21 protein-coding genes and 1 other annotated feature are annotated in these 22,899 nt (G+C 38.6%); of the genes, 3 read left to right on the top strand and 18 right to left on the bottom strand.

From position 1 onward, the window contains the following. Nucleotides 1-2: 2 nt before the first annotated feature. From oraE to ord, 5 genes are all read right to left on the bottom strand, one after another. On the bottom strand, nucleotides 3-2,195 hold the full coding sequence (oraE, locus tag AC4HCY_RS12270; protein ID WP_323433469.1) for a D-ornithine 4,5-aminomutase subunit OraE: 2,193 nt from the start codon (nucleotides 2,193-2,195) through the stop codon (nucleotides 3-5). Beyond that, nucleotides 2,195-2,560: an ornithine aminomutase subunit alpha gene (locus AC4HCY_RS12265; protein WP_323433470.1), complete on the bottom strand. Its 366-nt coding sequence runs from the start codon at nucleotides 2,558-2,560 to the stop codon at nucleotides 2,195-2,197. Before AC4HCY_RS12265 ends, oraE begins: the two co-directional genes overlap by 1 nt. Nucleotides 2,561-2,728: 168 nt before the next feature. Further along, on the bottom strand, nucleotides 2,729-4,150 hold the full coding sequence (ortB, locus tag AC4HCY_RS12260; protein WP_323433471.1) for a 2-amino-4-oxopentanoate thiolase subunit OrtB: 1,422 nt from the start codon (nucleotides 4,148-4,150) through the stop codon (nucleotides 2,729-2,731). Continuing rightward, nucleotides 4,143-4,448 (bottom strand): 2-amino-4-oxopentanoate thiolase subunit OrtA, encoded by a 306-nt coding sequence (gene ortA, locus AC4HCY_RS12255; RefSeq protein ID WP_491096114.1) that lies wholly within the window; start codon nucleotides 4,446-4,448, stop codon nucleotides 4,143-4,145. The genes ortB and ortA overlap by 8 nt, the downstream gene beginning before the upstream one ends. A gap of 61 nt (nucleotides 4,449-4,509) precedes the next feature. Then, nucleotides 4,510-5,559: a 2,4-diaminopentanoate dehydrogenase gene (gene ord, locus AC4HCY_RS12250; RefSeq protein ID WP_323433473.1), complete on the bottom strand. Its 1,050-nt coding sequence runs from the start codon at nucleotides 5,557-5,559 to the stop codon at nucleotides 4,510-4,512. 320 nt (nucleotides 5,560-5,879) lie between these two features. Between ord and AC4HCY_RS12245 the strand changes: the two genes are divergently transcribed. Further along, entirely contained in the window at nucleotides 5,880-6,680 is an 801-nt protein-coding gene (locus AC4HCY_RS12245) for a histidinol-phosphatase HisJ family protein (RefSeq protein ID WP_491094347.1), read from the top strand. 6 nt (nucleotides 6,681-6,686) lie between these two features. On the opposite strand, the gene AC4HCY_RS12240 is transcribed toward AC4HCY_RS12245, so the two are convergent. The 5 genes from AC4HCY_RS12240 to AC4HCY_RS12220 form a co-directional block, all read right to left on the bottom strand. Then, a complete protein-coding gene (locus tag AC4HCY_RS12240; protein ID WP_323433475.1) occupies nucleotides 6,687-8,099 on the bottom strand; it encodes a sigma-54 interaction domain-containing protein in 1,413 nt (470 codons plus the stop codon). A 77-nt stretch (nucleotides 8,100-8,176) separates the two neighbouring features. Beyond that, complete coding sequence (gene glyA, locus AC4HCY_RS12235; protein WP_323433476.1) at nucleotides 8,177-9,406, bottom strand: serine hydroxymethyltransferase; 1,230 nt, start codon at nucleotides 9,404-9,406, stop codon at nucleotides 8,177-8,179. Nucleotides 9,407-9,528: 122 nt separating this feature from the next. Then, nucleotides 9,529-9,855, bottom strand: a complete 327-nt coding sequence (gene trxA, locus AC4HCY_RS12230; protein WP_323433477.1) for a thioredoxin — start codon at nucleotides 9,853-9,855, stop codon at nucleotides 9,529-9,531. Nucleotides 9,856-9,887: 32 nt separating this feature from the next. Beyond that, entirely contained in the window at nucleotides 9,888-10,319 is a 432-nt protein-coding gene (locus AC4HCY_RS12225; RefSeq protein ID WP_491094346.1) for a SoxR reducing system RseC family protein, read from the bottom strand. Between the two features lie 10 nt (nucleotides 10,320-10,329). After that, nucleotides 10,330-10,605 (bottom strand): metal-sensitive transcriptional regulator, encoded by a 276-nt coding sequence (locus AC4HCY_RS12220; protein ID WP_255227277.1) that lies wholly within the window; start codon nucleotides 10,603-10,605, stop codon nucleotides 10,330-10,332. Between the two features lie 390 nt (nucleotides 10,606-10,995). Between AC4HCY_RS12220 and AC4HCY_RS12215 the strand changes: the two genes are divergently transcribed. Both AC4HCY_RS12215 and AC4HCY_RS12210 read left to right on the top strand, forming a co-directional pair. Further along, nucleotides 10,996-11,343, top strand: a complete 348-nt coding sequence (locus AC4HCY_RS12215; protein ID WP_323433479.1) for a helix-turn-helix transcriptional regulator — start codon at nucleotides 10,996-10,998, stop codon at nucleotides 11,341-11,343. 41 nt (nucleotides 11,344-11,384) lie between these two features. Then, nucleotides 11,385-12,260: a methionyl aminopeptidase gene (locus AC4HCY_RS12210; protein WP_491094345.1), complete on the top strand. Its 876-nt coding sequence runs from the start codon at nucleotides 11,385-11,387 to the stop codon at nucleotides 12,258-12,260. Between the two features lie 114 nt (nucleotides 12,261-12,374). Here the strand turns inward: AC4HCY_RS12210 and aspS are convergent, their stop codons facing one another. The 8 genes from aspS to recJ form a co-directional block, all read right to left on the bottom strand. Beyond that, nucleotides 12,375-14,165: an aspartate--tRNA ligase gene (gene aspS / locus AC4HCY_RS12205; protein WP_491094344.1), complete on the bottom strand. Its 1,791-nt coding sequence runs from the start codon at nucleotides 14,163-14,165 to the stop codon at nucleotides 12,375-12,377. Then, nucleotides 14,152-15,432, bottom strand: a complete 1,281-nt coding sequence (gene hisS, locus AC4HCY_RS12200) for a histidine--tRNA ligase (protein WP_323433482.1) — start codon at nucleotides 15,430-15,432, stop codon at nucleotides 14,152-14,154. The genes aspS and hisS overlap by 14 nt, the downstream gene beginning before the upstream one ends. A 52-nt stretch (nucleotides 15,433-15,484) precedes the next feature. Then, nucleotides 15,485-15,694, bottom strand: a binding site (T-box leader). Between the two features lie 68 nt (nucleotides 15,695-15,762). Then, entirely contained in the window at nucleotides 15,763-17,241 is a 1,479-nt protein-coding gene (gene hemZ, locus AC4HCY_RS12195) for a coproporphyrinogen dehydrogenase HemZ (RefSeq protein WP_491094343.1), read from the bottom strand. Between the two features lie 21 nt (nucleotides 17,242-17,262). Next, on the bottom strand, nucleotides 17,263-17,886 hold the full coding sequence (locus AC4HCY_RS12190) for an MBL fold metallo-hydrolase (RefSeq protein WP_323433484.1): 624 nt from the start codon (nucleotides 17,884-17,886) through the stop codon (nucleotides 17,263-17,265). A gap of 15 nt (nucleotides 17,887-17,901) precedes the next feature. After that, nucleotides 17,902-18,351, bottom strand: coding sequence for a D-aminoacyl-tRNA deacylase (dtd, locus tag AC4HCY_RS12185; protein WP_323433485.1), 450 nt, complete (start codon nucleotides 18,349-18,351; stop codon nucleotides 17,902-17,904). An 11-nt stretch (nucleotides 18,352-18,362) separates the two neighbouring features. Continuing rightward, a complete protein-coding gene (locus AC4HCY_RS12180; protein ID WP_323433486.1) occupies nucleotides 18,363-20,528 on the bottom strand; it encodes a RelA/SpoT family protein in 2,166 nt (721 codons plus the stop codon). A 135-nt stretch (nucleotides 20,529-20,663) separates the two neighbouring features. Further along, nucleotides 20,664-21,176 carry an adenine phosphoribosyltransferase gene (locus AC4HCY_RS12175; protein WP_323433487.1) on the bottom strand — a complete coding sequence of 171 codons (513 nt, stop codon included), beginning with the start codon at nucleotides 21,174-21,176 and terminating at the stop codon, nucleotides 20,664-20,666. A gap of 23 nt (nucleotides 21,177-21,199) precedes the next feature. Continuing rightward, nucleotides 21,200-22,897 (bottom strand): single-stranded-DNA-specific exonuclease RecJ, encoded by a 1,698-nt coding sequence (gene recJ / locus AC4HCY_RS12170; RefSeq protein WP_491094342.1) that lies wholly within the window; start codon nucleotides 22,895-22,897, stop codon nucleotides 21,200-21,202. Between the last annotated feature and the right edge of the window lie 2 nt (nucleotides 22,898-22,899).

Below are 22,899 nucleotides of genomic sequence, written 5' to 3'. Positions count from 1 at the left end.
TGTTACTTCATTTCCCTTCTCTTTTTTACGAGGAAACTTGCTACATCGATGCCATGGCACCCTCGTCCAAAGCCTGCATCCATGCCGGCTTCAACTGCAATTTCATTAGTTACCTGAGTACCGCCGCATGCGAGTATCACTTTATCTCTTATACCCTTTTCTATACATAATTCATGAATCTTTCGCATATTCTTTATGTGCACATCATCGTGAGTTATTATAGTGCTGGCCAAAATCGCATCCGCATTTGTTTCTATAGCCGCATCCACCAGCTTTTCAACGGGACAGGATGTGCCCAGATAAAGATACTTTATACCGAATCCTTCGATACCGCCATGCTTTATGTCAAGAGTCTCCTTTAATCCAACTGAGTGTTCGTCCTCGCCTACAGTAGCAGCTACAACGAACATAGGATTCTTCTGTATTTCTTCTCTTATTTCTGCTTCGGATAATACAGGAATCTTTTCAGGAATAACTAATTCATCAATATTTATATCAAATTTTACTTTACCCTTAATCTCTACCAGAGTTCCTTCTGATGGATGCATAACGTTTTTATGGATCACAGTAACATCTTCAAGGCCCATTTTTTCTCCGCATTTAATAGCTGCAAATTCAGCAGTTCTCTCATCCAAGGGAAGGAATATGGTCACTGCAACAACGCCATCGGCTCTCCATTCAACTTCCGGTTTAACAATCTTTGCATCATAGTATCTTTCAAGTTCTTCCAATCTAACGTTTACATTATCAAATTCATCCAATTCATCAACATAAACAATCTTGGAAGGATCTTCAAAGGTGTCGCCGCCTATTGCATCAGAAGCTTTTTTAAAGCCTTCAGGAATCGCATTATATCCATAATGGACGGATACAGGAGCAAAATAGTCCTTATCTCTTTCAAAAATCGCACCTACGCCTATACCGCCGTCGATTTGTCTTGGTATCCCATCGCCGTTTCTCTCAGGATAATATCCGCTGTCTATGAAGAAGCCGTCTTCAACTGATTGGAAGTATCCTCCTACTTCCAATATCTCCTCCATGAATAATACGGCTCTTTCTTTTAGCTCCCTTACATCTTTACCCAGTATCCCATCCCTATCGATTTTAACCATTTCTTTCAGCCCGTCCATGCCGTCTAATGCTTGCTTTGCCGTACTTATAGCTGCAATGTTATTATAATGCCACGGCACGTTTCTCCCTTCATCAGGAGTTATAGTGGACTGAATATCTGCACCGGTCAATCTGGAAATCATCAGGTTCAGCGTATGGGTCACAGTTGCTTCCCTCGCATCGGATTCCATATATTTTGTATTTTGCTGGGCTCTCATCTTGTATTCGGCGAAGAAATCCCTTAGAGCAACAGCATAGGGTAAGTCAAGCCTCATACAAGGTGCCGGAGGCGCAGTAGGAGGTACTGTTGATAATGCAATATTCTCAGGCTTTATTCCTACTTTTCGTGAAAAAGCAGAGTTAATAGCATGCTGAACCATAAGCTCAGGCATTACCTTCCAGGCCTTCATAGCTGTAGCGTTGGCATTATGAGCGCCATCGATCTGCAGCATATCTGCCCAGGCCATAATTTTTTTAGCTTCACAAGCATCGACGAAACTTCTTACCATGTTTACATTTCTATAAAGCACGTTATATTGAGGATCCTGGTGGGCACCGTTTATTCCTTCTTCTGCAAACATTACTGCTATGTCGGGGCCTGCAACACCGGAAACATAAGAGTGAAAGTTTATAGGTCTGCCCACTTCATCTTCAATCATATCCAATGCTTTTCTGCTGGCTCTCACCTGCTTCCTGGTTACCATTATGCCGCCGATGCCTTGGTTTGTCCCTTCAAGCAAGGAATCGATGTGGGATTGTCCTGCCGTCCTTATGACCATTATATGATCTGCACCGTGCCAAGCGGCCATCCTCATCCTTCTTATATCATCCTCAAATCTGCCCGAAGCAATCTCTGTTGTAATAACGCAATCGGGCTGAGGGTCTATATAGCCGAAGCCTCTGCTGCCCGGGAGAGGAACATAATTCTTTAGGCCTTCCGAAGATTCTAGATATTCAAAATCACCGATCTGCCTCTTCTGATCCCTTCCATCACGCCAATGCCAACCTCTCCTTCTGGGCCTATAGCTTTCTAGATCTTGTAAAAGTTCTTTTATATCTATCTTTTTATTAGGATCAAGCTTCATCAGTTTTTCCCTCCTTCAAAAAGAGCATCAACTTCGTCCCAATACTTGCCCTCAGCTAAAGCTAAGCCCGCTTCCCGTACGGAAATCCCCAGCTTCTTGGAAAGCCTCCATACGACATTGCCGGCGCCTTTGCCCATCAAGCCTTTTTTTGTCACACCATCTACTATGGGTTTTACCTCAATGCTGGAAAACCCCATTCTTAAAAGGATGCTTCTTTCTATTGAAGGAGTAGTGTATTTGTATCCCATATCAAGCATAGGCTCAACTATTTTATTGGCCAGCTCCCAAAATCTGTCTTTCAATTGTTCATCTGTTAAAGCCTTCAAATGTTCTCTTCTCTTTTCATAATCATCCGGTCTTTTCACTTGGCACCCCTCCATTATTAATTAACTACCCGTTGAATGAGACTTCATTCAGAGGGGGATTCAAACCCCACTGAATGTTAGTCGAGTCCATACTGGACTTAGCCGCTCTTGATACCCGCCGCCTACAGAGGCGGAAGCCTTAGAGCAGGTTAGTTCAGCGTTGAACCATTAGGATATCTTTACCCCAAGCTCAGTCAATACAGACAGTGCAAATTCCTCATCGCTCTTCGCATCTTTTATGAGGAAATCAAAATCATTCCTGCTTATTTCAGTTTTCCCATAATTGTTTATTGCATTTTTAATATAAGAAGCTTTCGCTTTGTTTAGATCAAAATCTCTTATCTTAATTTTTGACGGTTCATCTGGGAAAACAATATTTTTGCCCGGAATCTCTTCATCAGGGTCACCAAATAGCACTTCAATGCCGTTTTGCTTGGCGAAGCTTATTTGCGGCATAGGATGCTTTCCGGCGCCGGTATACTCAGTTTCCTGAACTACTATCGTTTGATCCTCATCCATTTCCTGAGCAAGGGCAAATGCGGCTGTCAAAGAAGTGTTTCCAGCGGGTCCTCTCTCTATGCCCTCCAACACGGATAATGCTTCTGTAACAAAGAAAACCTCGCCTTGCTTTACTATCAAATATCTATCCAGATATCTTAAAGGTCTTGCGGCATTTCTTGGAACATCAGCTCTATCAGGCCATGTAGCGAACGGAATTCCAAAACCTGTATGGCCGGTTGTAAAGGATTTTCTATTAAAATCCTTATCCGAGGCCATATGTAGGCCTGAAAGATCAACACTCGCTCCAACAACTTCTACCTTATATGCTCCCGCTTTTATTATGCCTCTTGCAGTTCCTGTTACATTACCGCCGCCTGCATGGGTTATCAATACTTTATCAGGATCCTTCCCCAATTTTTCTCTAAATTGCATAACCAGCTCATATCCTAAAGTCTCCACTCCGGCAATACCAAAAGGAGTATACAAAGAGGCATTGAAATAACCTGTTTCCTCAAGCAAGCGCAAGAAGGTATAGAAAAGCTCGGGCCCCACCGAAAGTTGAACGACTTCTGCTCCATAGGCTTCGCAAACCCTCTGCTTTTCAAGTATTTCCGGCTGGCCTACCATTTTACTGTCATAGCATTCCTGTACTATTATGCATTTCAATCCTGCCATAGCAGCCTGTGAAGCGACAGCCGCACCATAGTTGCCGCTGGTAGCAGCAATTACGCCTTTATAGCCTAATTTTTTAGCATGATACACTGCATTAGCGGCTCTTCTAGCCTTAAAGCTTCCGGACGGGTTGGCAGCTTCATCCTTTATGAATATTCTGGCCCCTTTACCTTTGGGAGCACATTTTCTTGCTAAAGCTGTAATATTTCTTAGTTCCAAAATGGGTGTATTGCCTACACCTGTGCTGGATTGTATTCTTTGAATTTCCTCAAGGCTATATCCCGCTTCTCTCATCATCCTTTCATAATCAAAGGATATACCGCCGGATTCAAATAGACTGTAATCTATGCCTATAGCCTTTTTCATTATTTCATTTTTTCTGTTCATCACTGCAGAATAAGACATATCTCTATTCATCTTTTCCACCTCCGAAAGCTATTTCCTTTAGCTGCATATCTATCTTGGTCAACTCCGGAACATAGTCTCCAAAGTCATGGATGTACCTGGGATTTACTTTTAGAAGCTCACCCTTTACTTTTCTTCCTGTAACCGTCTCAATCTCAATCTCGTCACCTATTTTTCCGTCTTCAAGTGCAAAACCTTTTACCCATAACTCCAAAGGAACTTTTTTCGTATCTTCAGGAAGATGCACTGCTCTTTCTTCAGGTTTTAGCACTATTTGGTGAATCTGCACCCAGTCACCTTTTCTCACCATATCCATTGAAATAATCCCCTCCTACTTTTAAATATCCCCGTGCAAATTTTTTTGCGCTTTATTATTCCTCTATAAGCTCCCTCATGTCACCCATTATCGCTCTCGGAACCGGCAAATCAATCATAGTCTTTAGGCCCGGTTTAGCATTTATTACATGGGGTATCATATTGACACACATAGCGATTGTCCCTATCCCTCCGGGAACCTCAGGCTTATTAGCCATATTAATATTTGGTGTTCCTTTTATTATTACATAATCTCCGGTATTTGTACCTTCCGTCTCAGGTTCAATCTGCTGCGGATGATCCATCTCTATTTTCAGTTCTCCATCTACATATCCATAGCCTTTCATCGCGCAGCCTGCAACATAGCCGGGCTGTACTTCGGCATAGGGAGCTTTTCTATGGACATTGGTAACTATAGGTTCCATAGTTTGTTCTACCTTACCGCTTAACTTCCAGCCTAATGCATCAGAAATCATTCTTATTGATTCATTAAACCCTACATGGCCTGCTATCTTTCCGGTTGCTGCTCCTTCTTTGAATTCTTCCACTGTCGTTCCTATTCCTTGCTCATGCATAACAGCAGGACCGAAAGGAGATAAGCTGTTGACTCTTCTTGCAGTGACGTGGTCCACATCTATACATGCTCCTGTCAAGCATACTACAAGCAGGTCCATTATAAGTCCGGGGTTGATTCCTGTACCGAGAACCGTTACGCCGTTCTCCTTGGCAATCCTGTCCATCTCTGCAGCCAGTTCTGGCTCCTGGGCTTGCGGATACGCCATTTCTTCGGCACTTGAAACCACATTTATTTTTTTCTCCAAACAATATTTAATTTTATCAAAAGCATTCCTTGTAAAGGAGTCTGTGCACAAAAGCACAACATCTGCTGCCTTTTCTGTGATTACATTTTCATAAGTATCAATTATTACATCAGGCCGGTCTCCTCTTTCGGTTTGAATGAATTCATACATGCTTTTTCCTATCTTGGCTCCCCTGCCAACAACACCGACGATATCAACGCCTTTCTTTTTGAGAAGCATATCTGCCATACCACCGCCCATAGCACCTAAACCCCATATAATTACCCTTACGTTTTCTTTTTTCATACTTATCCTCCCTATTATAAAATATTATTTTGTCCATAAAATTATTAAGCAATTTTTATGCCAAATAATAGCTAATAATTATTAGCTTGAGCAATCCCTGCGTGCTTTGATTTGCCTTAAGAAATTCAATACATATAAATTTTAGTAAACATTTTTTCTTCTAAATTTTCAAATAAATCAATTTTCATGCAATAATATTTGCACATATGCAAATATTATTGCATGAAAATTTGATTAAAAAGATTTGACCTTTGATAACAATAATCATAAAATATAGCTGTTAACTAATCTGTTAAAATGAACTGCGAAGGAGAATAAAAGTGTACGATTTACATCTTCATTCAACATATTCAACCGACTCATATACATGGGCTACTATGAAAAGCATGTGTGATACGGCAATTTTGAAAGGCTTAAAAGGGATATGTTTTACAGATCACATAGATATAGATTACCCTGATTGCACTGAGGTTCTGGATTTTGAAAAGTACAGCCGGGAGCTGGATCAGTTGATCTGCGAGTTCGATAAAAGGCTGGAGGTTTATAAGGGCATGGAGCTTGGCCTGCAGCCTCATCTGTTTGAAGAAAATATGGCCTTTTCATCTAATCCCGGCATGGATTTTATATTAGGCTCCATTCATGTAGTAGGAAAAAAGGAGCTATATGGGGGTGATTTCCTGCAGGGAATCACCGATGCAGCCGGGATACTGGCATATTTTGATGATTTAAAAAAATGTATTTCTTCTTTTAATGACTTCGACGCTCTAGGCCATATTGATGTAATCAGAAGGTATTTAAGCAATGGAGAAACAGCTTTTCAATACAATCTTTATAAAGATTGTATTGCAGAAGTATTAAGCGACTTGATCCAAAGCGGCAAAGGCATCGAAGTAAATACCTCTGGCAAAAGATACGGCTTGTCCTCATTTCACCCATTGACAGAAATACTAAGTCTGTACAAGGACCTTGGAGGAGAAATAATTACTATCGGTTCTGATGCTCATAGACCTGAAGATATAGGTTATGGCTTTGATGAAGTGTCGGATTTGTTAAAATCATTAAACTATAAATATTATTGCATTTTCAGAAAAAGAAAGGCGGTATTCATTAGTATAGAATAGCTTCAGCTATTCTATACTAATATTATATCTCTTTATCTTGTGCTGAAGATTTTGCCTTTTGATTCCCAGTTTTTTTGCACTCTTTGTTATATTATAGGAGCATTCCTTTAATGCATTGTTGATCAGCTCTTTCTCAATGATTTCCAATGTCTCAACCAAGCTTTTTCCGTCATTGCTCAATAATTTATAATTTACTCCTGTTTTCCCTCCTTCAAAGAGAGGTTTCATGTTGTTGGAAAAATGATGAGCCTTTATTATATGATCCTTAGTCACCATATTCATAGCACTTTCTATCAGGTTTTCCAGCTCTCTGACATTACCCGGCCAATCATAATGCAAAAAGGCATTCTTTACTTCATTGGAAATGTCCCATACATCCTTATTTAAAACCGTATTGAACTTTTTTATAAAATGCTCAGAAAGAAGAGGTATATCCATCTTTCTTTCCCTCAATGGAGGAATTCTTAAATATATTACATTTAACCTATAATACAAATCCCTCCTAAAAGCACCCGATGCTACTGCCTTCTCCGGCTCTTCATTGGTTGTGGCAATTATTCTTACATCGCAGGGTATATCATTCAAACCGCCCACTCTGCGTATATATCCTTCTTGAAGCACTCTCAACAGTTTTGCCTGAAGCTGCAGGCCCATTGAGTTAATCTCATCCAATAGCAAGGTACCTCCGTGAGCCTGCTCGAATAAGCCGGGCCTGTTTATGGCCCCGGTATAGCTGCCTTTGACTGTCCCAAAGAGTATGCCTTCCAATAGAGATTCCGGCAGAGCTGCACAATTCTGAGCTATAAATGGCTTATTGCTTCTGGTGCTGTCATAGTGAATGCTTTGCGCGAAGAGTTCTTTGCCCGTGCCTGTTTCTCCATAAATCAATACGGTAGAAGAAGATTTTGAAGCTGTTTTGGCAAAAGATATGATATTCAGAAAATCATCATCTTCTCCTATAATAGATTTAAAAGTATATCCTTTAATATTTTCTTTCTCAGGGTCTTTTCTGGCTAATACCTGCTGCAAAATTTGAACCTTCTCGGACAACTCTTTAACCTGTGTGATATCCTTTGCAATTTCAACCGCTCCGTATTTTTCAGGCGAGATCTTAAAGGGTATAGTGCTGTTTATTGTATTGATCTGCTTGCCGTAATTATTGAGATAGGATTGGCTCTTATTATATATAGGTCTTTTAGATTTCATAACAGTTAATAAAGTACTGGTATCTTCGCATAGACTAGGAAATATCTCCAGTATATTTTTCCCCATAACCTCATCTATATCCAAACCTTCAAGCTCGCCCATTATTTTATTATAAAAAATAGTTTTCCCCTCACTGTTAACAACATGAATGCCTGCATCTATATTTTCAATTATGGTTTCTAATATAGATTTATACAGCATATTTAAAGCCATTTACAACACCCCATAATAATAGAAGTAGGATTATCTCCTACTTCTATTATAGCAATATTTGCGAAGTGTACAAATGATTAATACAATGGATACTTATCAGTTAATGTCTTTACTCTGACCGATGTCTCTTCTATATCCTGTGAATTACTGATTATATGGGATATGATGCTCCCTACTTCCTTCATATCCTCTTCTCTAAAGCCTCTGGAAGTAACAGCCGGAGTACCGATTCTTATACCACTGGTTACAAACGGACTTTGAGGATCAAAGGGAACAGTATTCTTGTTCACTGTAATTCCTATCTGATCCAATAAGTGCTCGGCATCTTTACCGGTTATATTTTTATTTCTTAAATCCAGCAGCATGAGATGATTGTCAGTACCTTTTGAAACGAGATTGAATCCCTCATTAATCAATGCCTGGGATAACGCCTGAGCATTCTTCACTATTTGCTTCTGATACTCTCTAAACTCTTCCGTCATAGCTTCCTTGAAGCATACTGCCTTAGCCGCAATTATATGCATCAGAGGCCCTCCTTGAGTTCCCGGGAAAATTGCTTTATCAATCGCTTTTGCATACTTTTCTTTGCATATGATAGCCCCGCCCCTCGGACCCCGCAGAGTTTTGTGGGTAGTGGTGGTTACAAAGTCTGCATAATCAACAGGATTTGGATGAAGCTTTGCTGCGACTAAGCCGGCTATATGTGCCATATCCACCATAAGCATAGCCCCTGCCTCATCAGCAATTTCTCTGAATCGTTTGAAGTCTATAATCCTCGGATAAGCACTTGCTCCGGCAACTATCAGCTTCGGCTTGTTTTTTATAGCTATATCTCTAACTTTATCATAGTCTATCATCTCAGTCTTTTCGTCTACGCCATAAGGAATAAATTTAAAAAATTTGCCTGATATATTGACAGGACTTCCATGTGTCAAGTGGCCTCCATGGGATAGGTTCATTCCTAATACTGTGTCACCAGGCTCCAAAACAGAAAAATATACTCCCATATTTGCATTCGCACCGGAGTGTGGCTGTACATTAGCATGCTCACCGTTGAAAAGCTTTTTCAGCCTTTCTCTGGCAAGATTTTCTGCCACGTCAACTTCTTCGCAGCCCCCATAGTATCTATGACCCGGGTAGCCTTCAGCATATTTATTTGTCAGTATTGTCCCCATCGCTGCCATTACTGCAGAGCTTACAAAATTCTCAGAAGCTATAAGCTCTATATTTCTTTTTTGTCTACTAAGCTCTTTTTCAATAACCTCCGCTATTTCCGGGTCAACCTTTCGGATTAATTCAAGTTCCATCATATACCTCCTTTTGTGTTTCTGCTATAATTATATAATTTTATCCATAAAAAGCCCAGCAAAAAACATAAAATTTATTAATTGTATGTTTACAGCAAACAAAAAAATGGCATTAAGCCATTTTATACATGTTTATTTATCATTGATTCAAACATTTGTTTTGGTCTTGCTCCAATCAATCCATCAACTTTTTTTCCGTCTTTGAACAGAAATACTGATGGAATGCTCATTATATCGTATTGAGAAGCAAGCTCTGTATTTTCATCAACATTTACCTTAACAACCTTAACTTTTTCTGCATATTCCCCGGCCAGTTGATCAATAATAGGAGAAACCATCCTGCAAGGACCGCACCACGCAGCCCAAAAATCAACCAATACCGGTTTATCTGAGCTCAATACCTCTTGGCTAAATGTGCTTTCATTTACGGCATATACTTTATCACTCATAATTATTCTCCCTTCTATATAAAGAAACTATATCAATCATTTATGATTCTTACTACAACAGGTTTAAATTTACTCATAGATCTTATTTTAGATTCTTTTAATTTTATTCCTAAATAGCTCAAAGCCAACAGAGCCAGGCCCGCTACAGCAGCTAAAACCTGAGCCGGGTTTTCATCATAACCTACGGCTTTCGCTCCATAGTAGGCGCCTGATAATCCAATGATAAGCCCTAAAAGCGGAATTCCATACATAATAAAGCTTGCAAAAAGAAAATTTTCTGTTTTTAGTTCAATTTCTACCCTATCTCCCGGTTTCCCTTTGACAGTATTTTCTGCTGAAAGTATCATATTAAGATTCTCTCTGCCTACCTGGCATGCGCCACAATCACCGCAGGCAGTATGCCTTGTTATAAGAATCTTTGCCATTTCATCATTTATTTCCAGAATTTTTCCTATCTCTTTCATGTATATACCTTCATTTCACGTATTTAACAATCGTATCAATCAACTCATCAAGATTTTTCTCTGATTGATCGTTTTTGTAAGAAGCAGGTATGCATTCTTTAATGTATCCATCAAGCATAAGCCCGCCAATTTTGTTTATTGCGGATCTGACTGCAGAAATTTGCACCATAATATCTCCGCAGCATTTTCCTTCGTCAACCATTTTTTGTATGCCTTTAACCTGACCCTCAACCTTTTTTAACCTGCTTAAAATCTGAAGCTTTCGTTCTTCTTTTTGTTCTATCAAATCCTTACCTCCCATACCCCATACCGGTACCTAATGTTATTATACTACCTGCAAAATATATGTCAATAGTTATTTTTAAATATACTTTTAGAATATACAACTTTCAGCTTTTTACACAGTATTTTTCGAACTCAATCTTGGAAATTTATGCCATATGGCCTTCGCCATTGATGGTTTCATATAGAATCATACGGTCAAAGGTTTCAATATAACTGTCCTCAAAGGCCTGAAATGCACGTTGAGGCGGAAGCATTATTGTGAAATTTGATGAAGGGATATATAATAGAAAACAATAAATGTTTATTGATGGCTTTGTTTATGATCATGTGTGCAACTTATGTCAGGTAATCATCCGCATTGATCGATATACTGGGAAGAGGAGTGAAGCAAATGTCTGTTCAAACAATAGAAACAATGGCCAAATGGGTAGAGAATAACATAACTGAGAACCCAACTTTGAAAGGCATGTCATCATATGTTGGTTACTCACCGTTTTACTGCTCTGCAAAGTTTCGAGAGCACATGGGCATGACATATAAACAATTTCTCGCCCAATGCAGATTAAGAGCTGCTGCTTATGATCTTTGCAGCACCGATGACAAAATCACCGATATTGCTTTACGTTACGGGTACTCGTCATCTGAATCGCTAGCAAGGGCGTTTGCTGCAACATTTAAATGCTCCCCCCGCCAATATCGGAAAGCTTCAAATGCTTCTCCTGTCCAATCTGGCCTATAGGGTATTGCTTCCTCCGAATTTGTGAATGTAAGGAGTAAAGTATGTCTGGCAAACTTGGAAGAAACGATGCCTGCTGGTGTGGCAGCGGACTCAAATATAAAAAATGCCATGCCTCCATTGAGGAGCAAATGGCAAGCTACCATTCACAAGGGTACGAGGTACCTCACCGCAAATTGCTTAAAACCCAAAAACAAATTGAAGGTATCCGGGAAAGCAGTAAACTTAACATAGCCTTGCTGGATTTTATCGGCGATTATGTTGTTGATGGAATAGCCACTGAGGAGCTTGACCGGCTAATTTACGAAAAAACCAAGGAGTTGGGAGGCACGCCAGCAACTCTTCATTATAAGGGATATCCCAAGAGCGTTTGCATCTCAATCAATGAGGTCGTATGCCATGGCATCCCTTCTGACCGTGTGGTCCTGAAAAACGGAGATATTGCAAATATTGATGTATCTACGATTTACAACGGCTTTTTTTCAGACTCTTCCCGCATGTTTTGTGTCGGTGAGGTCTCCAGCGAAAAGCAAAAACTTGTTCATGTTGCGAAAGAATGTATGGAGTTGGGCATTGAGCAGGTAAAATCCTGGGGTTTGCTCGGAGATGTGGGGCAAGCAGTCAATGAACATGCTAAGAAAAATGGTTATTCTGTTGTTCGGGAAATAGGCGGCCATGGTATTGGCCTACAATTTCAAGAAGACCCTTGGGTCAGTTATGTGTCCAAACAAGGGACAGGTATGCTTTTGGTTCCAGGCCTCATTTTTACTGTAGAGCCTATGATAAATATGGGGAAAGCCAAAATATCAATGAATGAAGCCGATAACTGGACAGTTTATACTGCCGATGGAAAGCCTTCTGCACAATGGGAAAAAACGGTGCTCGTAACAGAAACGGGTTATGAAATACTTGCGTATTGACAGCATATGCTTAATTTTGATGAGCATTTCTTTTCACATTATGCACCCTGCCCATTAGGACAGGGTGCATTTCATTCCAATATTTTTTTACCTTATGGTTCACAGCAACGGCTTCTATGACTCAAATCTGGATAAATCACTATCTGTGCTGATCTTCAACTCCGCTAATTGACCTTCATCAGCGAAGGACGGTGCGTCTGTCATCAGGCAACTTGCGCTTTGAGTTTTGGGAAATGCAACTACATCTCTTATATTATCAGTTCCGGTAAGCAGCATTATTAACCTATCAACACCAATGGCCAATCCCCCGTGAGGCGGCGTGCCGTATTTAAATGCTTCAAGGAGAAAACCGAACTTTCTCCAAGCCTCTTCTTTAGAGAAACCTAAAAGTTTAAACATCTTTTCCTGTAGTTCACTGTCGTGTATCCTGATGCTCCCGCCTCCAAGCTCATAGCCGTTCAATACAATATCATAGGCTTTTGCTCTAACCTTTAGAGGATCACTGTCCAACAATTCTATATCTTCATCCATTGGACTGGTAAATGGATGGTGCATGGCAACATATCTTTTTTCTTCTTCATCATAATCCAGTAACGGGAACTCGGTAACCCAAAGTAAACCAATTTTATTTTTATCAATTAAATTAAACCTTCTGCCCAGTTCAAGCCTTAGTTGACCTAATGAATCATGCACCACTTTTTTGCTGTCAGCTACTATAAATATTATATCTCCTGTCTTAGCATTCATTCTTTCAGTAATTGATTTCATTTCTTCTTCCTTCAAAAATTTAGCTATAGGAGATTTTATACCATCTTCGGTAAAGTTTATCCAGGCAAGGCCTTTTGCCCTATAAGTTTTCACAAATTCTCCCAGGCTGTCAATTTCTTTTCTGCTAAGCTTAAAACCACAGCCTTCAGCATTTATCGCCTTTACACTTCCCCCGCCTTTTATTGCATCGGAGAACACTTTAAATTCAGAATCAGATAAAATATCATTTAAATCTCTTAATTCCAATCCAAATCTTACATCCGGTTTATCTGAGCCATATCTTTCCATAGCTTCATTATAGGATAACCTAGGCAGTGGTGTAGATATCTCCATGTTTTTTATATCTTTAAATATCTTCTTAATCAAACCTTCAATAATCAACATAACATCGTCTGATTCAACAAAAGACATTTCCATATCCAATTGAGTGAACTCGGGTTGCCTGTCAGCTCTCAAATCCTCATCTCTGAAGCATTTAACAATCTGAAAATATCTATCAAAGCCCGATACCATTAATATCTGTTTAAAAAGCTGGGGAGATTGAGGCAAAGCATAGAATTTTCCTGGCTGCACCCTGCTGGGGACAAGATAATCCCGAGCCCCTTCGGGAGTGGTCTTCGTTAACACTGGCGTTTCTACTTCGATAAAGCCCTTCTCATCAAAGTAATTCCTTATAATTTTATTTACATTGTGTCTTGTAAAGAAAATATTCTGCATTGAGGGTCTTCTCAAATCAAGATATCTATATTTGAGCTTTAGATTTTCTGAAACATTTAAATCATCTTCTATATAAATTGGGGGTGTTTCTGCTTTGCTGATTATATTTATATCGGATGCCAATATTTCAATATAACCAGTCTTCATCCTTTTATTTATTGCCTTTTCATCTCTCTGCCCAACGATACCCGATACGTAGATAACGTATTCTCCTCTTACTTTTTGAGCCTTTTCAAATAATCCTAAATCTTTATCTTTATCAAAAACCACTTGAAGGATACCTGTTCTGTCTCTCAAATCTATAAACAACAGGCCCCCAAGGTCCCTGCTCTTTTGAACCCACCCTGTCAGGAATACCTTTTCGCCTAAATTGCTTATGGATAACTCTCCACACATATGAGTTCTTTTATATTTTGCCATTATTCCATCCCCTTATCTCTTTGATTATTTCTGAAATGCCGCTCAAAGATGCATTTACTTCTTCACCGCTCCTCATATTCTTTATGCTTATAGTATCCTTTTCAATCTCTTCATCGCCAATAACAATAGCTGTTTTGGCATTGATCCTATTTGCATACTTCATCTGAGCTTTTAAACTTCTTCCCAAGTAATCCTTTTCAGCTTTTATTGAAGCTGCTCTCAATTTAAAAAGTACTTCCATTGCTTTATCATCAGCTCTTTCGCCCACAGCAGCTATAAAAACATCTAAGCTTTCTTGCTCAGGTATTAGTATTCCTTGATTTTCTATAGTAAGCAGTAGTCTTTCCAACCCTAAGCCGAATCCAACTCCCGGTGTGCTTGGCCCCCCGCACATTTCGATTAAGCCGTCATATCTTCCGCCGCCGCATACGGTGCCCTGTGAACCAATATCATTGGACACTATCTCAAAAGCCGTTTTGGTATAATAGTCTAAGCCCCTTACTATTTTAGGATCAACTATATAATTCAGTCCTATAATATCCAATCCTTTTTTTAGCCCTTCAAAATGAGCCCGGCAGTCATCACATAGATTGTCAAGCATAAAAGGAACATTGACCAATCTTTCCTTGCACTTTTCTTCTTTGCAGTCCAGTATTCTTAAAGGATTTGTGTCATACCTGCCCTGGCAGAATTTGCATAAGTGCTGAAGCTCAGGGTCAAGAAATGCCTTCAGCTTAGCGTTATAATCTTTCCTGCATTTGGGGCAACCCACGCTGTTTATTCTTAGTTCCAGATTCTTCACTCCCAGGTTTTGAAATAGCATCATGCCCACATTTATTACTTCTGCATCAACATATGGGCTTTGTGTGCCAAATACTTCAACGCCAAATTGATGAAACTCCCTGAGCCTCCCTGCTTGAGGCCTCTCATATCTGTAACAGGGAGTTATATAATACATCTTGGTTGGTTGGAGCTCGTTAAAAAGATTATTTTCGATGAAGGCTCTTACGGCCGGTGCTGTTCCCTCTGGTTTTAATGTGATGCTTCTTCCACCCTTGTCCTTAAAGGTGTACATTTCCTTTTGGACAATATCCGTGGTTTCACCGACACCTCTTTCAAATAATTCGGTATGTTCGAAAACCGGTGTTCTTATTTCATAATAGCCGTTTATGGAACACAAATCTCTTATCTTTCCTTCAATATAATGCCATTTATAGGCTTGGGAAGGCAATACATCCTTTGTGCCTTTTGGCCCTTGTATTATCATATATATTCCTCCGTTTCATATTAAAATAATAGCCCCCATCTCTGACATATATGTCAGGGACGAGAGCTCATCTCGCGGTGCCACCCTGCTTGGATAATATCCATCTTCATTCCTTAACGCAGAAATACGTCCAAATCTAATAATATTCAACTTGGAAGCTCATGGGTGTCTTTCAATATTGCCTGCTTTAAGGGGCTCTCAATCAGCGGCTCCCCTCCCTGTCAAGTGACAAAATATCTACTATCCCATTCATTGCTTATATAATGTTTATTATTATATAATTGCATGATAAATATGTCAATATATATTCATCATTTGTCTTCCCATTTCTTAGAAAAGCTTGCTTAAAAGCTCCAGCTTTTTATCAATCTGATCTTCAATATTTCTTATATAAAGCTTTAAGTCCTTGATATCATGCTGTCTCTCCAACCTGTCTTCTTCTTGAAAAAAGACTTTGCTGACCGAATCCGCTCCAAAAGCGATGATGCTCTGCTTTTCTTCCATAATTTGTATATTGTATATGCATTCTTTGTCTTTCTTGCAAAAACCTATATTTTCTAAATTTTGAGCCATGTATTTCTGGCGATATAGATAATACGGGTGATAACCATGTTCCTCAAGCGCTTCTCTCGTCAGCTCCATCGTCTCATAAACCATATCATCACAATGTTTTCCCATATCCGGGCTTATTTCATTATATATTGAAGCCCTTTTTATAGCCAGGGTATGCACAGTAACATTTTCAGGATTCAATCGAGCCATCCAATTCAATGTATTTTTTACTTCCTCCAGACCCTCGCCGGGCAGTCCTAAAATCATGTCCATATTAATATTATCGAATCCCAAGGTTCTTGCCAAATGAAAACTTTCAATGATTTGTGCATGATCATGCTTTCTGCCTATTCTTATCAATGTTTCATCATCCATTGTCTGAGGATTTATGCTAAGCCGCGTTATTCCCTGGCTTTTCAGTGCTTTTAGCTTATCAGCCGTAATAGTATCAGGTCTGCCTGCTTCGCAGGTGAACTCTTCACTGCTATGCCAAAACTCATTTATACATCCTAGCAGTTTCCTCAAATCTTCAGCACTTATTGAGGTAGGCGTACCACCTCCTATATAGACAGACTGCGCTTTAACCCCCTTATTTCTTAGATATTGAGAAACTTGGCTTATTTCCGTCATCAGTGCATCAAGATAAGGCTGGACAAGATCTTTACTTTTATCAATGGGGTTTGAAGTAAAGGAGCAATAGTTGCATCTAGTTGGACAAAAAGGTATGCCAATATATATGCTTATTTGATTTTTATCTGGTTTTCTTATATATTTTTCTTCAGCTAAAGCTACTTTTATAGATAATAAAGCCCTGTCATCACTGACATAATATTCGTCTTTCAAGTAGTGAACTATCTCATCTTTTTGCATATTTTTTCCCAAAAGCTGATGCACTATTTTTATAGGTCTGATACCCGTAAGAATCCCCCATGGCAATTTTTTATCGGTTATTTTTGACAAAAGCTTATACATGGATACTTTTAGAGCCTTCTTCACTTCCTTGGAATTTAGCAGACCGCCTTCTTTAACAAGAGTATAATCATATGTCTTATCGCCGGTAAAGCAACAGTATGAAGATTTATAGAATGTTTTATTTTCAGCTGTGATAATCTCGCTTTCAATTAAAACATACTCACCATTCATATCATCATTTTCCGAATTACCATATAGCCTTATCACTTCTTTCCCAAAGAAAAGCTTGATAATATCCGATATTTCATTCATATATTCATGTCCAATAAGCTTTAGTAATATCATCTTTTCCTCTATCCACCAACCTCAATTTTTTAAAAAAGGATTGCTCCTTTTTTCTATAGCTATGGTCGTCGAAGGCCCATGACCCGGATATATCTCAGTATTGTCCGAAAGGGTAAGCAATTTATTAGTGATAGAATTGATTATATCCTCAAAAGAGCCTCCGTTTAGGTCTGTTCTTCCTATGGAGCCTGCAAACAGTGTATCGCCTGAAAAAACTGTATTTTCACATTTGATGCAAATGCTTCCTTTTGTATGACCGGGTGTGTGAAGGATGTATAAATCTATTGATCCAAGGTTGATAATATCTCCATCATTTAATTCTTTATCTGCTTCTATTTCTATTTTTTCATATCCAAGTTTGCTTGAGTAATTCTTTTCATTATTTTTTAACATATCACAGTCATCTTTATGAATCAAAATTTCCGCTTTAAAATAGTCCCGTGCTTCTGCTACAGCGCCTATATGATCTCCATGCCCATGAGTGAGAATAATATATTCGACGGAGAGCTTATTACTTTCAACAAACTCTTTCAGTTCTTCGAAATCTCCGCCTGGGTCAATTACTGCGGATTTACTCGTATCTTCATCCCACAAAATATAGCAATTAGCTTGATATATGCCTAAAGGCAGTCTTTTAAATCTCAACGTATTTGCCTCCAACTAAATTATTTTTTCACTATCTACTATTAATGTAACTGGTCCGTCGTTTTCAATGTAAACAGTCATATCGGCCTGAAAAACTCCCGATTGTACTTTAACATTGAGATCTTCAGCCTTCTTAATAAACAGATCATATAATTGCTGAGCTTTTTCAGGTCTTGCAGCCTTTATAAAACTCGGCCTTCTTCCTTTTCTGCAGTCTCCGTACAACGTAAATTGAGATACGACAAGGAGTTCCCCTTTTACATCCAATAAAGATAAATTCATTTTATTTTCATCATCTTCAAAAATCCTTAGATTAGTGATTTTATCCACCATGTAATCTATATCTTCAGTCTTATCATCTTCGCTTATACCGAGAAGAATCATCAGGCCCTTGCCTATCTGGCCTGTGATCTTACCGTCCACCTCGACATGACTTATTTTTACTCTCTGAACTACAGCTCTCATGAACTTGCCTCCTACTGTTTTGCTCTAAATACATCTACTACCCCTTCAATCCTTCTAAATTTTCTTATGAGCTTATTTAACTGCTCTATATCATTTATTTCTAAAATAAAGTTGATATTTGCAGTCTTGTCTTTAGAAGTTCTTGAGTAGAAAGAAACAATATTGATCTTGCTTTCATTAATTATTGAAGTTATTTCCGCCAGCAAGCCTTGCCTATCGTTAGCTTTTACCTGAATATCAGCATTGTATGAAACCAGGCTTTGGGTATTCCATTCAACCTCCACCAACCTTTCCGGCTCTGAAATTAAATCCTTTGCATTAGGACAATCCTTTCTGTGTATGGATACCCCTCTCCCCTTTGTTATATAGCCTAAAATCTCATCACCAGGAACTGGATTGCAGCATTTTGAAAACCTTACAAGAATGTTTTCCACACCTTTTACCCGTATGCCTGTATTTGTGCTTTTCTTTTTATTCTGAACGGATTTGATTTGCTTTTCTAATTGTTCTTCTTCTTTTACTTCAATTTTTTGATTTTTTCTTATCTCTTCTTTAAGCTTCATCATTATTTGATTCAAGGTAAGTCCGCCATAACCTAAAGATGCATACAAATCTTCCAATGAGTGAAGGCCGAACCTTTTATAAACGGATTCCATCCATTCATTTTTTATTGGAATTGATAAGCTATTGCCTAATTTTTTTACTTCCTTATCAAGGATATCCTTCCCCTTCTGGATATTATCGTCCCTTTTTTCTTTTTTAAACCATTGGCGTATCTTGTTTTTTGCCTGTGAACTCTTAACTATTTTAAGCCAATCCCGGCTGGGTCCATTGGAGTTTGCAGAAGTGATTATTTCCACTATATCTCCATTTTGAAGCTTATAATCAAGAGGAACAATTTTTCCGTTAATTTTTCCTCCCACGCATTTATTACCGATAGCGCTATGAATTTTATAAGCAAAGTCGATTGGTGTAGAATCAACAGGCAAATCAATTACATCGCCTTTTGGAGTAAATACATATACTTCATCTATCACCAAATCGATTTTCAGGGTTTCCATGAATTCCTTGGTATCCCTTACTTCATTCTGCCATTCCAGCATCTGCCTCAGCCATTTAAGCTTTTCATCAAACTCATTCTGGGAGGACTTGCCCTCCTTATACTTCCAATGAGCTGCTATTCCATATTCTGATGTTTTATGCATTTCCCAGGTTCTTATTTGTACTTCGAAGGGCTCTCCATCCGGTCCGATCACAGTGGTATGCAAGGATTGATACATATTGGGCTTGGGCATAGCTATATAATCCTTGAATCTGCCGGGAATGGGCTTCCATAAAGTATGAACTATACCCAAGACTCCATAGCAATCCTTTACAGTATCAACTATAACCCTTACTGCGGTAAGATCAAATATTTGTTCAAAAGCCTTATTTTGATGATACATTTTTTTGTATATACTATAAAAATTTTTAGGACGCCCTTCTATTTGGGCCACTATACCCATTTCCTCGTTTTTATCCTGTAATGTTTTTATAACACTGTTTATATATTCTTCTCTTTCTTTTCGTTTTTTTGCAACCTTTTCAACCAGTTCATAATAGTGTTCCGAATCAATATATCTAAGGGCTAAATCTTCCATTTCCCATTTAATTTTATATATACCGAGCCGGTGAGCTATAGGCGCATATATTTCAATTGTTTCCTTTGCTTTTTCATATTGTTTTTCTTTAGCCATGTATTTTAGGGTTCTAAGGTTATGAAGCCTATCTGCCAGTTTGATCAATATCACTCTTATATCTTTAGCCATGGCAATAAACATTTTTCTCAGATTTTCGGCTTGCTGTTCTTCTTTTGTTCTATATTCCAATTTCCCAAGCTTTGTAACACCATCCACCAGCATAGCAACTTCTTCGCCAAATAGATCTTTTATATCATTATAGCTATATTTTGTATCCTCAACTACATCATGAAGCATACCCGCAGCTATGGTTGCATTATCCATATTCAAATCAGCAAGTATTTCTGCCACTGCTGTTGGATGAATTATATAGTCTTCGCCGGAGATCCTTTTTTGACCTTGATGAGCATTTAAAGCAAAATCATAGGCTTTGTTTATTATTGTAAAGTCTCCTGTAGGATTATATTTTTTAATTTTATCAATTAATTCCTGGAGCATATTAACACCATCTTCTAAAATTATAGATATATCAATTCCATATAGTAGATAAAAAAATCTCCTGAACAACAAAGACTCAATTCAATGGGTTTGATACCCATGAACGCCTGTTGGTTATCCAGGAGCTTTATAGTTCTAATACTTAATTATTGAACTTATATTATACTCAGATAGGGATTTTCTCCCCATCAATTCTTCTAATTCAATTAAAAATCCGATATGGACAACTATTCCTCCAAGACTCTCTATGAGCTTGACTGCAGATAATATAGTTCCTCCGGTTGCCAATAAATCATCTATGACTGCTATTCTATCCCCGGGCTTTATAGCATCCTTGTGAATTTCCAAGCTATCACTGCCATATTCCAGGTGGTATTCATACTTCATAGTTTCACCCGGAAGCTTTCCCGGTTTTCTTACAGGAACGAAGCCGACTCCAAGCTCATATGCTATAGGAGCACCAAATAGAAACCCTCTGGCTTCAGGGCCTACAACCAAATCGATCTTTTGGTTTCTTATTTTGTCTGCCATGTGCTTTACGGCATACCTAAAGGCTTCGCCATCCTTCAATAGTGTAGTAACATCTTTAAAGCTGATACCCTTAACAGGGAAATCTTCTATCACCCTTATATATTTTTCTAAATCCACTCGTCCTGCCTCCAAATCTAACTTTATTTGGTCTTTTTTAAGTCTTTGATATTAAGCTGAACACTCTCTATGCCATTCCATTCATTTTTTTCTACACTACATATTATATCAATCTTTTGGTTAACTTCAATAGAATTAATCATAAATCCTATATTGAATCCAATACCTTTGATTGAATTGCTTCCATCATTTAAATATATCGACAGATGTTTGCCGTTTCCTACCAACTTTATATCCTTTACCAACAACCTCCGGAATACGAATAAAGGCATCGGATTTCCTTCTCCAAAAGGCTGCAATGCGTTCATTTGCTCTATAAGCTCCGGAAGTGAATCAATATCGTCAATTTTATAGTCCACATATATTTCTTGAATGAGTTCTCTGCCTTCAAGCATTTCTACAGCTGCTTGGTTGATCAGTTCTCTGAAACGTTTTATATTTTCCTTTTTTATTGTCAGTCCTGCCGCCATTTCATGGCCGCCAAACTTTTCAAAAAGGGAACTGCATTTATTCATGGCTTCGTATAGATTAAAACCAGCGACACTCCTTGCAGATCCTCTGCCTATAGAACCATCCATAGAAATTAGCACCACAGGCAAACCAAATTTTTCTACCAACCTTGAAGCAACTATTCCAATAACCCCGATATGCCAGTTTTCTCCGCTTATAACCATCACTTTTCCATGCTTTATATCATTTTGTTTTTCTGCTTCTTCAGATGCAAAGGCCAATATGTCATTTTCTATGGCTTGTCTAAGCGAGTTCAGATTATTTAACTCTTCGGCAATTTTATAGGCATGTTCCTCATCCGTCGCGGTCAAGAGCTTCACCCCTATGGCAGGGTCGCCAAGCCTGCCCGCAGCATTAAGCCTGGGTGCCAGCAAATAGCCTAAATGATAAGTATTAATATTGTTTACATCTATGCCGCAAACATCAATAAGAGCCTTTATTCCAATGTTAGGCAAGGTTTTTATCTTTTCCAGTCCATTTTTTACTATTATCCTGTTCTCGCCCAGTAATGAAACCACATCCGCTACTGTACCGAGAGCAGCCAGATCAATAATATCTTCGTGCAGCTCATTTATCTGAAATCCATGAGCTAATGCACAAGAAAGCTTAAAGGCAATCCCGGCTCCCGCAAGGCATTTAAAAGGATAGCTGCAGTTTTTTTGGTTAGGGTTTATTACTGAATAAGCATCAGGTATAATTTCACCGCACTCATGATGATCGGTGATTATTATGTCTCTTCCTGCGCTATTTACAAATTCTACTTCATCTATTGAGCGAATACCGCAATCTACAGTGATTATTAATTGGATTTCTTGTCCAATCATTTGTTCTATTGCCTGACGATTCAATCCATAACCTTCATCCAATCTGTTGGGTATGTAATAGCTTACATTTCCGCCTATCCTTTTTAAAACCGTATATAACATTGAAACACTTGTTATGCCATCTACATCATAATCACCATATATGCATATCTTTTCCCCGCAAATTATAGCATTTTTTATTCTTTCTACAGCTAAATCCATGCCTTTCATAAGGCATGGATCTTCAAGCTCATCCAAACATGGGTTTAAGAAAATTTCTGCATCCTCTACCGTCTCTATATTTCTGTTTATAAGTACTCTCGCCAGGACTTCCGAAATATTTAATTCTTCTATCAGTTCATCAACTATAGAATAATCTTTTTTATATGCCAGCCACCTCTTTATCAAAA

The organism is Lutispora sp. QWL-02, assembly GCF_058315355.1.
The sequence above is the reverse complement of the archived record's forward strand: the minus strand, read 5'-3'. Positions and strand labels throughout refer to the sequence as shown.